14 protein-coding genes are annotated in these 14,674 nt (G+C 36.0%); 8 read left to right on the forward strand and 6 right to left on the reverse strand.

Features of this window, described 5'->3' with window-relative positions; genetic code table 11:
* Positions 1–98: 98 nt before the first annotated feature.
* The gene (locus AB1444_04435) at positions 99–578 is read right to left on the reverse strand and encodes a hypothetical protein (protein MEW6525900.1); all 480 of its coding nucleotides are present in this window, start codon (positions 576–578) and stop codon (positions 99–101) included.
* 229 nt (positions 579–807) lie between these two features.
* On the opposite strand from AB1444_04435, the gene AB1444_04440 reads away from it, so the two are divergent.
* The gene (locus AB1444_04440) at positions 808–1,398 is read left to right on the forward strand and encodes a TetR/AcrR family transcriptional regulator (protein ID MEW6525901.1); all 591 of its coding nucleotides are present in this window, start codon (positions 808–810) and stop codon (positions 1,396–1,398) included.
* On the opposite strand, the gene AB1444_04445 is transcribed toward AB1444_04440, so the two are convergent.
* On the reverse strand, positions 1,384–2,985 hold the full coding sequence (locus AB1444_04445) for an acyl-CoA dehydrogenase family protein (protein MEW6525902.1): 1,602 nt from the start codon (positions 2,983–2,985) through the stop codon (positions 1,384–1,386). The two genes, AB1444_04440 and AB1444_04445, sit on opposite strands and share 15 nt — an antisense overlap.
* A gap of 784 nt (positions 2,986–3,769) precedes the next feature.
* Between AB1444_04445 and AB1444_04450 the strand changes: the two genes are divergently transcribed.
* Positions 3,770–4,606, forward strand: a complete 837-nt coding sequence (locus AB1444_04450) for a hypothetical protein (protein ID MEW6525903.1) — start codon at positions 3,770–3,772, stop codon at positions 4,604–4,606.
* A 5-nt stretch (positions 4,607–4,611) separates the two neighbouring features.
* Here AB1444_04450 and AB1444_04455 read toward each other — a convergent pair whose 3' ends face one another.
* The gene (locus tag AB1444_04455) at positions 4,612–5,139 is read right to left on the reverse strand and encodes an AAA family ATPase (GenBank protein ID MEW6525904.1); all 528 of its coding nucleotides are present in this window, start codon (positions 5,137–5,139) and stop codon (positions 4,612–4,614) included.
* A 343-nt stretch (positions 5,140–5,482) separates the two neighbouring features.
* The gene (locus AB1444_04460) at positions 5,483–6,412 is read right to left on the reverse strand and encodes a DNA-processing protein DprA (GenBank protein ID MEW6525905.1); all 930 of its coding nucleotides are present in this window, start codon (positions 6,410–6,412) and stop codon (positions 5,483–5,485) included.
* Positions 6,413–6,669: 257 nt separating this feature from the next.
* Between AB1444_04460 and AB1444_04465 the strand changes: the two genes are divergently transcribed.
* The 6 genes from AB1444_04465 (at position 6,670) to AB1444_04490 (ending at position 13,188) form a co-directional block, all read left to right on the forward strand.
* Complete coding sequence (locus AB1444_04465; GenBank protein ID MEW6525906.1) at positions 6,670–9,813, forward strand: caspase family protein; 3,144 nt, start codon at positions 6,670–6,672, stop codon at positions 9,811–9,813.
* Between the two features lie 83 nt (positions 9,814–9,896).
* A complete protein-coding gene (locus tag AB1444_04470; protein ID MEW6525907.1) occupies positions 9,897–10,835 on the forward strand; it encodes a DUF4384 domain-containing protein in 939 nt (312 codons plus the stop codon).
* A 135-nt stretch (positions 10,836–10,970) separates the two neighbouring features.
* Entirely contained in the window at positions 10,971–11,237 is a 267-nt protein-coding gene (locus AB1444_04475) for a hypothetical protein (GenBank protein MEW6525908.1), read from the forward strand.
* Positions 11,230–11,808, forward strand: coding sequence for a hypothetical protein (locus tag AB1444_04480; GenBank protein MEW6525909.1), 579 nt, complete (start codon positions 11,230–11,232; stop codon positions 11,806–11,808). Before AB1444_04475 ends, AB1444_04480 begins: the two co-directional genes overlap by 8 nt.
* Before the next feature lie 5 nt (positions 11,809–11,813).
* A complete protein-coding gene (locus tag AB1444_04485) occupies positions 11,814–12,278 on the forward strand; it encodes a hypothetical protein (protein MEW6525910.1) in 465 nt (154 codons plus the stop codon).
* Between the two features lie 124 nt (positions 12,279–12,402).
* Positions 12,403–13,188 carry a crotonase/enoyl-CoA hydratase family protein gene (locus AB1444_04490; GenBank protein MEW6525911.1) on the forward strand — a complete coding sequence of 262 codons (786 nt, stop codon included), beginning with the start codon at positions 12,403–12,405 and terminating at the stop codon, positions 13,186–13,188.
* 39 nt (positions 13,189–13,227) lie between these two features.
* Here the strand turns inward: AB1444_04490 and AB1444_04495 are convergent, their stop codons facing one another.
* Positions 13,228–13,737: a DUF456 domain-containing protein gene (locus AB1444_04495; protein ID MEW6525912.1), complete on the reverse strand. Its 510-nt coding sequence runs from the start codon at positions 13,735–13,737 to the stop codon at positions 13,228–13,230.
* A 217-nt stretch (positions 13,738–13,954) separates the two neighbouring features.
* The gene (locus AB1444_04500; GenBank protein ID MEW6525913.1) at positions 13,955–14,629 is read right to left on the reverse strand and encodes a flagellar filament outer layer protein FlaA; all 675 of its coding nucleotides are present in this window, start codon (positions 14,627–14,629) and stop codon (positions 13,955–13,957) included.
* Between the last annotated feature and the right edge of the window lie 45 nt (positions 14,630–14,674).

Raw genomic sequence — 14,674 nt, forward strand, 5'->3', positions numbered from 1 at the left:
ATAAAGATTTTAGTGCAACTTGCGTAGATAGCACATCAAAAATATAGTATAATAATGTGGCGATAATTATAGAATATGGGACTTATGATAGAAACACCTTATTTTAGTAGTTCCGGTGGTGGTCCCCAATAGAATTTTAGGCAATGGATGCCGTTTTCACGGTGAAAATCAAAGGTATATGACCTGTTTTCATAATAACTGGGCAAGTTTTCAGGATAGTTATCGGTATTTATTTCTTTTAATCGCTCTTTGAAATACAAAAAAAATTCTTCCAGCACATTATCCACACAAAATGCAATAATATTGGCAAGCGACATCTTCCATAACTTCTTCACATCTAAGAAAAACTCATATTCCGATTGATATAACACTAAATGTACCCTTTTCCACGGATTGTCTGTACAGCGCTTGCGATAGGCTATGCGTTTAAATGCCACATACTTTTTTTTCTCATTCTTTGCTGCATACATAACCATGTATACAATAAGTGTCCTAAGCGGCACATCTAATTTTTGTGCATCTTCTTGAAGGATGGCTAAATGCTGCAAAGAAATGCAGGTGGTAGTTTCAAAATCCATTATTTCCTCCCAATGTATATTTTTATTGTGGCAAAGTATACTACCGATAACTATCAGTGCAAGCATTTTATTAGAGAATATAAGGTTTTTTCAACACATTTCAGTATTCGATAATAGCAAAATTACAAACCATATTGGACTTTATAATATTAAACAATACAATAATTAATTATATGCCAATGAATAATATTAACTTGACATATTCAGTAACATGTTGAAAAAAACATTTATGAAAAATATTAAATCATTCCAGCAGTTAAAAGAATCTGAGAAAGAAAATAGGAAAAAGATTATTGTTGATGCTGCAGAGCGAGTATTTGCAACAAAGCCTTTCAATCAAGTAACAATGCGAGATATAGCTAAAGAAGCAGGTATTACAGCAGGTGCCATTTATCGCTATTTTCCGGACCAGCAGTCATTGTTTGTGGAAGCTTTCTTGCGAGGTGCAGAAAAAATAATCAATGACCTTGAACATGTTATTTCTCGCAATAAAAATCCTTTAAAAGATACTATCGCCACATTCTTGAAATTTTTGATGAAGCATGATCAGTATTTCAAGATGATGACCCATTTTATGCTGGATGCACATTTAAACCAGGATCTTGTTGAAAAGCTTAATGAAGCAGAACGCAGATTGCTGGATCAGTTTACAAAGTTGTTTGAACGCAGGCAACATGCCAGGCTCCTTGCTCATAGTTTATTTGCTGCAATGAATGGCGTTGTCATTACATTTCACAATTATCCCGGCAGAAGTCAGAAAGACATACACCAGCATATGAACAGGTTGGGTGATATGCTGTATCAGCTATTTTCTAAGTGATGTTAACTCCGTTGCATGTTCTACTTCATGTAATGCACAATTCTGAAATTCATGCAAAAGGTCATGGCATGCATTTTCCCACATAATACAAAGATGCTCGTTTTCCTGTCCCGGGTAAATAAAATTAATCTGCAAACATTCCTTAAATGATGCAACAATCTCATCAATTGATTTGTTGCTTGCATTATAAAGGATATCGTGAATAAAATCATGTACCGGGTACCATGCTGAAGCGCGTTGAATGTCGCGATACATTTGTGTTAAAAGCACATTGCGTGGACCTTCCCATAATTCATTGATCATCATATCACGGAAAAGTCGTGGCAGGCTTGAAAAATCTTCCATAACGCCATGGCCTCCAAATACTGAAATCGCTTTTCGCAAGATATCAGTAGCATCCCATGAAGCAACTATCTTCTGCAGCATGATAAGGATGCGCACACGGAAACGTTTTTTTTGAATTTCTACATCTTCATCTGTCACAAGGCCACCTTTTAATCCGCCAGGTAATGACTGAAACATCTCGTAGATTTTAAATGCACCGGCCAGTGTCCGTTGTGCATAGTGATTAATTTCATCAAGCTGTCGTTTGAGCAGTGGGAATTGGTTAATGGGGAATCCAAATGCGGTTCTGAACTGTGCATACTGTGTTGCTTCGCGCGCAGCACGTATCATGGCAGCTGCTGCTGATAACCCTACCGTGAGCCGGGAGTGTGTCAGGACTATACCTACAACATTGGCAATACCTCGTTCTATTGGCCCAGCTTTATAGGCGATAGCTCCATTGAATGTAATCTCTGCTGTAGGAAGTTCGGCTGTTCCCAACTTCCATTTAAGTCTGTCGATAGTATATCCATTGCGTTTTCCATTTTTTTTATCAATCCAAGACGGCATGACAAAAAGGCCAACATGCTCAGATTCCCTTGGGCGAGCAGTGATAACAACATAATCTGCGTGTGTTGCAGAACAGAAGAATTTTTTACCGTAAAGAAGCCAGTGGTCACCATTATCTACTGCTTCAATATCATTGGCAGCAACATCTGATCCTCCCTGAATTTCGGAGAGGTACTGGGCACCAATTGCAAACTCACCGTCAATCCCTTCTTTACAATGCTGTAAAATTTTTTCCAGTTCAGTATGGTCATGGTATTTTTCCAGAAGTGCAACCAGTCCTTCGGTACATACTAATGGACAGGCAATACCTGCTTCTCCATTTTCATATATAAGTATTAATTTTACCAGACGTTCCCATGGCAGCGTTTTAGATGAAAATAATCCCTGGCCAAATACTTCCCTTTCCATTTCTTCAAGTTCTTTTGGGCGTACAATGCGGTCTATCCTGTGATTATGCCCATCGTAATGTTGTATGAAAATTCTGTTGTGTGGTTGTGCTATTGTATCAGCTATGTCCCGCCATCGGTAAGAAGCTAATGTCGAAAGCTTACGGGCAGCATGGTCAATTTTTTCAAAATCATCTTTTGCAAAATAATGGGTTACCTTTTGTAAAAATAGATCATCTGCATAATAGTCCACGTTTTGACGCCATTTTAGATATTCATCAAAGGTGTAAGTAGTATTCAGTGCCATAATGCCTCCTATAAAAATTAAATTTGTGACCTTTACATAAGAATGACAAATATCGATTCGTTTTTTTTTCAGTATGGTTGGCCATACGGTAAATAAGTATAATAAAAAAATAAACAATGTTTACAATAGTAAATATAATTTACTATATTATATTTTGTCAATAATTTCATTAATTATTTCTAAATGTTGAAATTTGAATAAAATATAAAATAGTGTACACCGGGGGTGTCCCAAAAGACACCTCTTTGCAATGACTTTTGCCTTCCTGTCATTGCGAGGAACGAAGTGACGAAGCAATCTTGCTTTTGAGGGGCATTGAGATTGCTTCGCTTCGACAAGCTCAGCACAGGCACTTCGTTCGCAATGACATTGCGCTCACGCCATTGCATGCCCTACCGTTTCTTTTGAGACGGCCCCTTGTAGACTTTATTCTTTATGAAATTTTTTAAGGAATTATTACTGCAATAATTTCAGTATATATGTATAAAAATTCTTATTTTAATTGTAAACAGTACAGGCATGCCACTTTGAATTAGGGTGTGCTTGAGTTAGGCAGATAAAATGTAGAAAGCCTATAAGTTTGCTGTGTTTTGATTTGGCACTTTCATTTATATATATTTTTGTTGTATGTTTTACTATATATTTAATATGTAATGGTAACAAAAACGATTGATAATGTAACACTTTGGTACTAAATTGATATTTCATGCCGCATGATGAAATTATAGTTTTTAATATAACCGATATTTATTTTTAAGATATGTTTTCAACAGGTGTGTGATATATGAACGAAAATGTATTAACAAAAATATATGAATTAATACTACAACGCTTACAGCAACCATTTACAGTAGATAGCGCGGTGCTGCATTTTGTTGAATCAACATTGGGGATTGATCCACAGGAACTTGCTGAACATATATCAGATGAAAATGGGATTATTGATCTTGTTATAGTACCTGATATACATTTCAGGAAGATTATTGAACCATATATACCAATGTCTGGTGTAAACGGTGAAGATATAGCAACGATAGCAGGCAGCATTGAAAAAGCTATTCATTATATTTCAATTACTATAGAAGGAAAAAGTATCAATTGTAGTAACTCATCGTATTGCAGTGCATTTATACATAAACTTTATTTAGATAAGAAAAATATTGCTATTTCCCCACAAGAAGAATTATTCAATAAATATATTGCAGCACGTATTGCAATACGTTTATTTGCAAAAAATCATGATTTACACATGTTTCAAAAAATTGCAGATGCTCTGGTAGAGGAAAGTGAAGAATTATTAATATATGATTCAATAAAGTTATTCACAAGCATTGTATATGATGAAACAGACATATACACTGCATTGTCAATATATAAACAGCGTTTACAAAAGCAATTGTGGGATATGTATGAATTTAATAGACTTATGGAATCCTATAGTATGGAATTTTTAATGTCAGTGCGGAAAACATTTCCCGTAGTTGATCCTATCAAAGAACAGTATCACATACGACTTATTGATGCTATATGTATTGCTCTCTTTGGCATGCCTGCAAAAAGTTTTGTTCCGGAAATTGAAATTGATAATGATAACTACCGTGATTTGCTGAATACTATTTAGTATTTTTACTGGTTTAGAGTAAAATCATTGATAATAAGTACGTCATTAAATCCTTCAAGCTTACTGGGTAATTCTTTTTTGTTATACAATTGCCTGATGACATATTCCGGTATGGGAAGACTTAACCGTTTGCTTTGCTCAATGCATTTTTCAAGTGGTGTATCCAGAAAGATGGCACCTATAGTTTTTTTATTTTCCTTTGCAATAGTGATAAACCGTTGTCGGGATTTTTTTGTCATAAATGTGTTGATTATCAATACATTGTGCTTATTTTGAATAAAGTGTTCAGTTATCTTGCGTTCAACATGTTTAGCCAGCACATCATCTTCTTCAGAAAATTTTTCTGCTGCCCATGGTTCACCAAAATGTGTCATTTCATACATAAGTTTTCTTAGCTCCAACCGTGATATACGATATAATCCTGAATTTTTAAAATACATGTTTGTAAATTCAGTTTTACCTGATCCATAAAGACCACAAAGAAGAACTATATTATACGTTTTAAATTTTTCTATGGCTTCATAGTATTTCATGTGGTTACCCTCCAACAATACGATTTAATTATTGTGTCATTTGTAATAGCCCAACATGTGGAGATAATAAATTGTATTATCCAGATATTCATTTTGAGTGTACATAGAGCTCATGGAATCCCATGGTGATAAAAGAAATTCATAATCTCAATTTTGTTGGTACTCAGAATGACATTATGTATCAAGATTTCTCCTTGCTGCTTTTGTCAAAATGCCAATGGAAAAAATGTGAATAGAATGACACGTTAAAACATGCGCAAAACGGCAAAATGATTCAATGCGTTAAAATGGTGCTTCTAGTATAGATTATCGGCAAAAGCTGGTTGTTGTCAATAATTATTACCTAGTTACTATCGCCCCATTTAATCTTTGCAATGCATGCATCCATGTTAGGAACCAGAACATCGTTTTGTATGCGGCCACGCAATGGAGTTGCCCTGTATTCTTTTATAAGGACAGGATTGCCTGAGGCACTTGGGGGATACTGTGCATATTCAACCACAAACAATGGTGTATTGTATTTGTACGCACTTTTTGCAGCTTCAAAACTTCCGGCATTGTTTCCTGTTTCAATGATGATGAGCGCATCAACCATTGCTGCAATTAGGCTGTTACGTTTATATGAATTGTGCAGGGCATATTCTTCCTGAGGATTGAATGGCGATATAAAAAGCCACTGGGACATAGTAACGATATCTTTCAATACATCAGGTATTGAAAGTACATTTATTCCCATAGGTAGGACTGCAATGGTGTTACCGCCCGCTTCTACAGCGCCACGATGTGCCATGGTTTGCGGGCCTTTTGCCAAGCCACTTACCACAGTGACGGAATGCTGAGCGGCAATAGCTGCGGCATGATACGCTATGTGATACCCACGCTCACTGGCATTGTGGTCGGATAATATTGCAACTTTTCTTGTTTTAATGATATCCATATTGGCCAAGTAATACAACACAGGGGGTGGATAATCAACATTCTTCAGAATTTTTTCTGGATAGCGTGTGTCAAAAAAAAGGACTGGCTCAATGTTCCTATCAATTAAATCTTCATATTCACTTTCAATTTTTTCGATAGTTACTGCGATCTTTGCAATAAGCTGACTCAACTCTAATGATAAGCCTGTTTCATGAGCTATTGCCTTTGGTTCTAACTCAAAAATATCATACAGTGATAGATTGAGATGAGAAAGTGCTGTATGAATTGTCTTCAGAGAAGCAATCCCTGCACCTTCAATGCGTGATAGGGCAATCCATAATTTTGTATCGTTCATAATGTAGTATAGTATTATACAATATTCAGAGCGATTGTTATTGTACAAGGTATTTAATCAACTAAATTTTATGTGAAGATCCTATGGAGCAAAAAATATTATATCTGGTTATTGTTTGGACAGGTTGTACGCAACATTGTACTTTTGGGAGATGTTTACTAAATTTTTTATACATTTTTGTTTTATAAAAATTCTTGAAATTTTTATGTAGCAAAATAATAAATTTGTAATTTAGTGGAAACAGATGGAGGAATAATTTGAAAAGAGTTCTTTTCCTATTGATTATATTAAGCGTTTTTAATTCTTTTGTCTTGGCAAAAGATAAACCTGAAATGTTTGTTCAATTAGGACACTCTCACTGGGTGACTTCAGTAGCGTTTAGCCCTGATGGAAGATATGTAATTTCAGGTAGTGAAGACAATACCATTAAACTGTGGGATGCAAAAACTGGGATTGAAATAAGAACATTTACTGGGCACTCAGATTATGTAACTTCAGTAGTATTTAGTCCTGATGGAAGATATGTTCTATCTGGAAGCCGTGATAATACAGCTAAACTATGGGAAGTTGAAACGGGAAAGTGTATTAATACTTTTTCGGGTCACTGGTTTTGGGTTGAAGCAGTAGCATATAGCCCTGATTGTAAATATATCCTTACAGCAAGTAGAGACAATACACTCAAGCTATTTGAAGTGAACACAGGAAAAGAAATTTATACATTAAAAGGGAATTCAGAGGCCATTGTATCAGTTGTATTCAGTCATGATGGAAAATATATTGCGGGGGGTGGTGAAAACAAAGCTATAACAGTATGGGATGTTCAGTCTGGTAAAAAAGTTGCTATTCTAAAAGGTCACATAGGATTGGTAACGTCAGTGGCATTCAGTCCTGATGATAAATATATTGTTTCAGGAAGTGATGATAAAACAATAAAACTATGGGACATGCAAACATACAAGAATATATATACATTCGGAGGTCATCAAGGGGGTGTGACTTCGGTAGCATTTAGCCCTGATGGAAAATACATACTTTCAGGAAGTGAAGATAAAACAATAAAGCTCTGGGAGATAGCAACCGGAAATGAAATCTATACTATGGTAGGTCACCTTTACTGGGTAACGTCAGTAGCGTTTAGTCCTGATGGCAAGTATGCCATTTCGGGGAGCAAAGATAATACAATTAAATTATGGGATATTGAAATAAGAAATGAAATTTTAACGTTTAAAGGTTACGCAAGTGTAATTACATCACTGGCGTATGAACCTGGGAAAAATTATTTAGCTGTTGGGGGCGAAGATAAATCTATTAAATTATGGGATTTAAAAACAGGGAAAAAATTTAAAACGTTAAAAGGTCATTCAGATTATATTACATCAGTAGCCTTTAGTCCAGATGGTAAATATGTCATTACGGGAAGTGAAGATAAAACATTGAAAATATGGGAGATAGTAACTGGCAAAGAAATATTCACATTAAGCGGACATCAAGGAGTGATAACCTCTGTAGCATTTAGTCCTGATGGTAAGTATGCAGTATCAGGAAGCGAGGATAAAACTATAAAACTTTGGGATGTATTAGCAGGAAAAGAAATAAATACATTTACCGGGCATAAAGATTATGTTTCTTCAGTAGCATTTAGTCCTGATGGTAAATATATAGTATCAGGTAGCTGGGATAAAACTTTAATTTTATGGGAAAGGGATTCTTCAAACATAGTTCATATTTTTTCCGGCCATGAGTTTTGGGTAGAATCAGTAGCATTCAGTCCCGATGGAAGATACATAATTTCTGGTGGCAAAGACAATACCATTAAGTTATGGGATAGCATTAGTGGAAAATTAATAGTAACATTTAAAGGCCACACAGGAGATGTTACCAGTGTATCATTTAGTAAGGATGGTAAATTATTGCTTTCTGGAAGCAAGGATACAACGTTACGTCTCTGGGATATAGATACTGGCAAAGAAATCCAAACGTTTAAGGGGCACCTGAGTTCAATACAATCTGTTTCTTTTGATGCAACAGGCAGATATGTTTTTTCGGGCAGTTGGGATGGGACTGTACGACAGTGGGATGTTAGTTCTGGAAAAGAGATAGCTCAATTCATAAGCTTTAATGATGATGAATGGATTATTATAACACCAGAAGGGTATTACACTGCTTCAATCACAGGCGATAAATATTTAGACGTTCGTATTGGGAATACTGTATATAGTATAGAAAATTATAGAGAATCCTTTTACAGGCCTGATCTGGTTAAACTGGCAATTATAGGCAATTCCCTAAAAGAACATAAATCAATTGCTGAAGTAAAAAAACCACCTGTAGTAGAAATTGTTAATACATCCAAAAAGGTTGATGTTGATGAGATCCAGATCACTTTAAAACTTATCGATATGGGAGGTGGTATTGGTGATATTAGAATTTATCTCAATGATACATCCGTGGTTCTGGATAATGGAAGAGGAATTCAAATCACGGAACAAATAAATGATAAAGAAATGTATAGAAAATATTCTATTAAAATTCTCACTGGTCAAAACATTATCAGAGCAATAGCATTTGATAAAGATGGTACTGTTGCAAGTAATCCTGCTATTTATAAAGTAATTTCAACATATAAACCCAATGTTCGGCCATCACTATTTGCAATAGTTATTGGCATCAATGAATACAAGAATCCAAAATTAGAATTAAAATATGCTGTAGCTGATGCAAAACTTTTTGCTCAAGCATTAAAAGATAGTTCCCAGCCACTATTTGATAATGTTTCTGTAAAACTTTTAACTAAAAAAGAAGAAACGACTAAAGAAAATATTATTTCAGCTCTTAAAGAATTGAAGAATTTAAATCCAGAAGATGTGTTTGTATTTTATGTAGCCAGTCATGGCATAGTAGATGATGGAGAATATTTTTTGGTAACATCCAATGTTGGTTCATTAAGTACTGCTAAAGTAAAAGAGGATGCAATAAGCCAGGTTGCATTAAAAGAGTTGATTGCTAACGTGCCTTCAACAAAAAAATTGATAGTTATAGATACCTGTAATGCAGCCAAATTAAGTGAAGCGTTACAGGTAGCCTTTCTTACACGTGGGATGAGTGAAGAAACAGCTATGAAGATACTTTCAAGAGCAGTTGGGTCAACAATATTATCAGCTTCTACCTCAAAGCAGGAGGCGTTGGAAGGATATCAGGGACATGGTCTTTTTACCTATGTGCTTGTGGAAGGTTTAAAAGGAAAAGCTGATTATGATAACGATGGTTTTATCAAAACTCTAGAACTAGCAAACTATATTGATGATCAGGTTCCAATATTGGCTGAGAAAATTTTCAAAAGATCCCAATACCCAACTGCTACACCACATGGGCAGGCATTCCCTATTGGAAAAGTAAAATAAATTAAAATTGTTTTTTTATTGCAATTTAAACTTGAATTTGCTTTTTTTATTAAAGGTAATTGTTAATGGAGGTTACAGTAATTATGAAAAAAATAGTATTGTATGGAGCAATTATCATATCATCACTTGTAACATTGGATGCTTATTCACAGGAATATATTGTTACAGGTATTATGCCGTTTACAGCCACAAACAAAAGTCACTCTGAAGTGGTTGTATCACAATTAACTAAAGTTTTACAGCAGTATCCGTTTATTCAATTAGTCGAGCGTTCACAGATGCAAAGTATTGTGAATGAAATCCAGCTTTCTATGACAGGGCTGGTACATGAACAAACTGCTCTTCAGCAAGGAAAGATTTTAGGAATAAAGGTTATGATTTTTGGAGCTATCGATAAAAATAATATAAGCGCCCGTGCTGTGCATACTGAAACAGGCAGGATAATTGCTGCGTCAAGCAATGCTTTTGGGATGGTAGAACAGATTGGCAGCCAATTGGCTCTAGGTATTGAAAGTTTTTTGGCACGGGAAAATTTAAAGAAAATGCGTAACGATAGCCCCGATATTCACGTTGATTTTTGGGTTGAAACAAAAGATGGTAAAAAACTAAGTCCTGGCCAGGGTTTAAAAATTGGAAATTCGGTTAAGTTTAAATTCAAAGCTAACAAATCAGGCTATGTAACAATTGTGGATATACAACCTACCGGGGAAGTAGTTATTCTTTTCCCTAACCAGTTTAAGCAGGATAATAAGATTTCTGCAAACACTGTATATTCAATTCCTGCAGATGATGATGGATTTGAGTTAACGGTAACAGAACCTGCTGGAGAGGATACAATAACATTGTTCTTTACGGAGAAAAAGGTTGAATGGCTGGATATGAAGAAACTGCAGGGTGAAGGTTTTAAAACTGTCAACACTGAGGAACGGTTAGCAGTAACCCGTGGTTTTGCAGTAACGGCTACTGGGCTCAACAACAAACAATGGGAAAGTGTTATATTGAATATAAATGTTACCAAATAAGGGAGCTTCTAAAACTAGTTTTTTGGATGTTCCCTTGTGTGCACAATATAAGGAAGATAAAACTGCTTTTTAGTATATGAATAATTTAGGAAGAAGTTAGTTTTAGAAGCGCACGTAATTTTTCTGGAGGCACAAATGAAAAGAATATTGATATTTGTTGTTATGTGTATGGTTTGCTGTATGGTAACTGGCATAGTTATTGCAGGTGATACCAGTGTGTATGATGATGCAAAGGCAATTGAGCGCGATTCAAAAAATGCCCAAAAAGAAGCAGAAAAGGGCAACTACGAAGGTTCAAGAGAAGAGGCGGGAAAAGGGTTTGATACACCAACAAGCCCATCAAATAATAACAGTGAGTATGATATTCCGATGCCGGGAGATCCGCAGATTGATAATGAATAGAAATATTTTTATATTGGCAGGGTTGTCTTTACTGGTTATTATAGTGTTATATGCTGACGATTTCCTTACTATAAAATCCGGCTGCATACAGGCAACAATAAATGCTATTACCTGGGAGTTAGAAAATTATCAAAATAAACATACGGTAGCGGAAGAAAAAGGTGATATGGTAAGTGCCCAAAAAATGGCAAAAAGAATTTTACAGTGTCAAGAGGAACTCAAACGTATAAAAGCCATAACTCCTGATAAATATATATTACTGGATACAGAAAGCCAAAATGGGAACCAATTGCTTTTTGAAAAGGATAAAATTTTTGGAATGCTCATGCCACCGCTAGTGAAGCATGTAACAATTACTTTAAAAGAAAAGTGTGAAGAAAAGAAACTCCTTTATATTGATGGCATCACGCGCTCTGGGCCCTTTTATCATGTGGCAGGTATTGTTGATAATTATGAGAATCTTAAAGTGGGCAAAAGGTATAGGTTGACTATTTATCTGGTGTATAAAAAAGAATATTTTGGATTTATACCCAATTATTATGTGTATATATCACACTATGAAGCGATGTAATAATTATGTATACGTTAGTTACTGTTGATTGGCTTGGTACTAAATTTGAAGTGTATAATGATAGTCAAATTATTGGTACAATAGTAAATAAAGTTCCCTGGCTTAAATATAGAAGCATTATTACCGTCAATGATACAAAATACATTGCATATCGTGAAAGTTTAATGGGAAAATGGTTATTTTCATCCAATGAGAATAATGCAGTAATAGCAACTGCAATAAAACCAAGTTTTTTCACGGATAAGTTTATAATACAATATAATTCACAGGAACTATCTCTTTCATCGCCTCAATTAAGCATTAAGAATTATTTCATCATTGAAAGAAACAATATAGAGATAGGAATGATTAAAAGGCCAGGGCTTGTAACAAACAAATGGGTGTGTACCATAAGTGACGATATTCCGGCAGAGATAATACACTTTATGTTTTATCTATCACGAATTGTTATTAGCAGTAGATCTTCATAAAAGGTTAATGATAGCAAGCCAGATAATTTTACAGTTACTATCGCATAGAATATGGTATTGACATTATACATTGATAGTATACCATTTGTTTATAGCTATTACATAATACTGAACAGGGGTTTCTATGACACAAAAAATAACCATTGAAAAGAAAGGACACATATTGCTGATTGGGCTCAACCGCCCTGAAAAGCGCAATGCGTTTGATGTCGATATGTACTGGGACCTGGCAAAAGCATATGGCACGCTGGATGCTGATGATGATCTTCGTTGTGGCGTGCTCTTTGCGCATGGTGAACATTTTACTGGTGGACTTGACCTGGTACAGTGGGTTGAGCCGTTTTCAAAGGGTGAGTATCCCACACTGCCGGCTGACAGCAAGGATCCTTTTGGCATTGATGAGGATAATAGAGTATCAAAGCCAATTGTGGCGGCAGTGCAGGGTATATGCTTCACAGTGGGATGGGAGCTTATGCTTGCAACGGATGTGCGTGTTGCTGCTACTAACTTGCGTTTAGCGCAAATTGAGGTGAAGCGGGGTATTTATCCTGTTGGTGGTGCAACCGTAAGGCTTTTTGAGGAGATAGGCTGGGGCAATGCCATGCGGTATTTACTCACTGGTGATGAGATGAATGCACAGGAAGCCTACCGCCTTGGGCTGGTACAGGAGCTGGTTGAGCCAGGTAAACAGTTAGATCGTGCAATTGAAATTGCTGAAGTTATAGCCAAACAGGCACCACTAGGGGTCAGAGCCATCTTGCGTTCAGCACGGCTTTCGCGTGTGGAAGGGGCTAAAGCAGCACTGGCGCGGTTACTTCCCGACCTTTTGCCCATCATGAAAAGTGAGGATGCTCAGGAAGGGGTCAGAGCCTTCATTGAGCGACGTGAAGCTAATTTCAAAGGCAGATGATGTAAAAAATATTTTACGGGAAAAGTTGTGTAAAAGTTATTAAATAATGTGGTAGGTGGGCAATGCGGGTTGCCCCATTAATGCTTTAGCTATATAATATGCTATTGTGATAGTATATCCTAATTTAAAGCCCGTACTTATTAAAAAACCAACAAATGTCATACAGGCTGCTTTCAGGGCAATCCTTGCATCATTTTGAGCTATAAGCTCGCCTATAAATGCGCCAATAAAAGGGCCAATAACAATACCAATGAATGGTAATAGAATACTGCCCACAATAAGCCCAATCATTGATCCCAGTACACCTTTTTTTGAGCCACCAAAGCGGTTAACAATCCATGATGGCAAAATGTAATCCAGCACAGTCAATATTGCGGCGATAGCTCCTGCAACAAGTAAAAAGGTGAAACTAAAAGAAGCAAAACCACTGAAATTAAGAAGAATAAGTGCAAAGAAGCTCAGTGGTGGTCCGGGAAGTATTGGAAATACCGAACCCAAAATACCACCAATGGCACACAGTATTGCTACTATTAAAAGTACTAATTCCATTATATCATGTAATCAAATAAAAATTTGTGAACAGGGGACGTCTCAAAAGAAACCGTGAAGCACGCAATGACCACAGTGTACGTCACTGCAAGCACAGCGTAGCAGTCTCAATACCACGAAAGATGGGATTGCTTCGTCACTTCGTTCCTCGCAATGACAGGAAGGTAAAAGTCATTGCAAAGATGTTCCTTTGAGACACTCCCTGTATCCTTATTTTTTACCACTCGTCACTTTGCCTATCTACATATTTTTCTCGGACTATGGCTGTAATATCGTCAATATAAAAGTAATTCCAGGCAGGTAGACGTTCTAAAGTGCTTGGATTATAAAGTATCTTCACAATTTCTATGTTTCTTTTCTGTGCTAAATATTTATCTTCCTGTGCTATTTCATCGGTAATGGGAACTGACAATTTACGCCATCCTAAAAAGTTTAACTTCCCCAGTACCAGACGTTTGATATTACCATTTGCATCCTTAACTAAAATTGAAAGCTCACCTGAGAAATTTTTTCCATATACCCACATGTTTATGTATTTGCAGTATTTATCAATAATCAACGGTTTTGCGGGTATAATTGTTAATACCGAACCGCTTTTTGCAAATACCTTTACACCTAAATACCGTTTTGAGTTTTGTACAGGGGCAGGATAATCGGTCCGCATTGCTACTCCTGCCTTTTCGTCTTTTACCACCCGTAAACTAATATTTTTATCGGTATAATCTGTTGTTTCAAAATCTTCTATAATAATTTCTTTATATACCTGGTCACTCAGCTGTTTTTCCTGTTCTAAAACTTTCTGTGCTTCTTTTGCTTTTTCATCCTGTGCATATAAAATGCCAATTGAACAGCATAACAGCAGTGCCATGCAACCATATATGATTTTCTTCATACTCCTAATGACCTCCTTGATGATTTTTACTTATTTTGCTTCATT

The organism is Spirochaetota bacterium (assembly GCA_040756435.1).
Classification (GTDB): domain Bacteria; phylum Spirochaetota; class UBA4802; order UBA4802; family UB4802; genus UBA4802.

What these genes read in the sequence shown, in the direction of transcription:
- AB1444_04490 (MEW6525911.1), top strand. Translation starts at nt 12,403, where the DNA reads ATGACACAAAAAATAACCATTGAAAAGAAAGGACACATATTGCTGATT.
- AB1444_04480 (MEW6525909.1), top strand. Translation starts at nt 11,230, where the DNA reads ATGAATAGAAATATTTTTATATTGGCAGGGTTGTCTTTACTGGTTATT.
- AB1444_04500 (MEW6525913.1), bottom strand. Translation starts at nt 14,629, where the DNA reads ATGAAGAAAATCATATATGGTTGCATGGCACTGCTGTTATGCTGTTCA.
- AB1444_04455 (MEW6525904.1), bottom strand. Translation starts at nt 5,139, where the DNA reads ATGAAATACTATGAAGCCATAGAAAAATTTAAAACGTATAATATAGTT.
- AB1444_04435 (MEW6525900.1), bottom strand. Translation starts at nt 578, where the DNA reads ATGGATTTTGAAACTACCACCTGCATTTCTTTGCAGCATTTAGCCATC.
- AB1444_04460 (MEW6525905.1), bottom strand. Translation starts at nt 6,412, where the DNA reads ATGAACGATACAAAATTATGGATTGCCCTATCACGCATTGAAGGTGCA.
- AB1444_04495 (MEW6525912.1), bottom strand. Translation starts at nt 13,737, where the DNA reads ATGGAATTAGTACTTTTAATAGTAGCAATACTGTGTGCCATTGGTGGT.
- AB1444_04445 (MEW6525902.1), bottom strand. Translation starts at nt 2,985, where the DNA reads ATGGCACTGAATACTACTTACACCTTTGATGAATATCTAAAATGGCGT.
- AB1444_04475 (MEW6525908.1), top strand. Translation starts at nt 10,971, where the DNA reads ATGAAAAGAATATTGATATTTGTTGTTATGTGTATGGTTTGCTGTATG.
- AB1444_04470 (MEW6525907.1), top strand. Translation starts at nt 9,897, where the DNA reads ATGAAAAAAATAGTATTGTATGGAGCAATTATCATATCATCACTTGTA.
- AB1444_04450 (MEW6525903.1), top strand. Translation starts at nt 3,770, where the DNA reads ATGAACGAAAATGTATTAACAAAAATATATGAATTAATACTACAACGC.
- AB1444_04440 (MEW6525901.1), top strand. Translation starts at nt 808, where the DNA reads ATGAAAAATATTAAATCATTCCAGCAGTTAAAAGAATCTGAGAAAGAA.
- AB1444_04485 (MEW6525910.1), top strand. Translation starts at nt 11,814, where the DNA reads ATGTATACGTTAGTTACTGTTGATTGGCTTGGTACTAAATTTGAAGTG.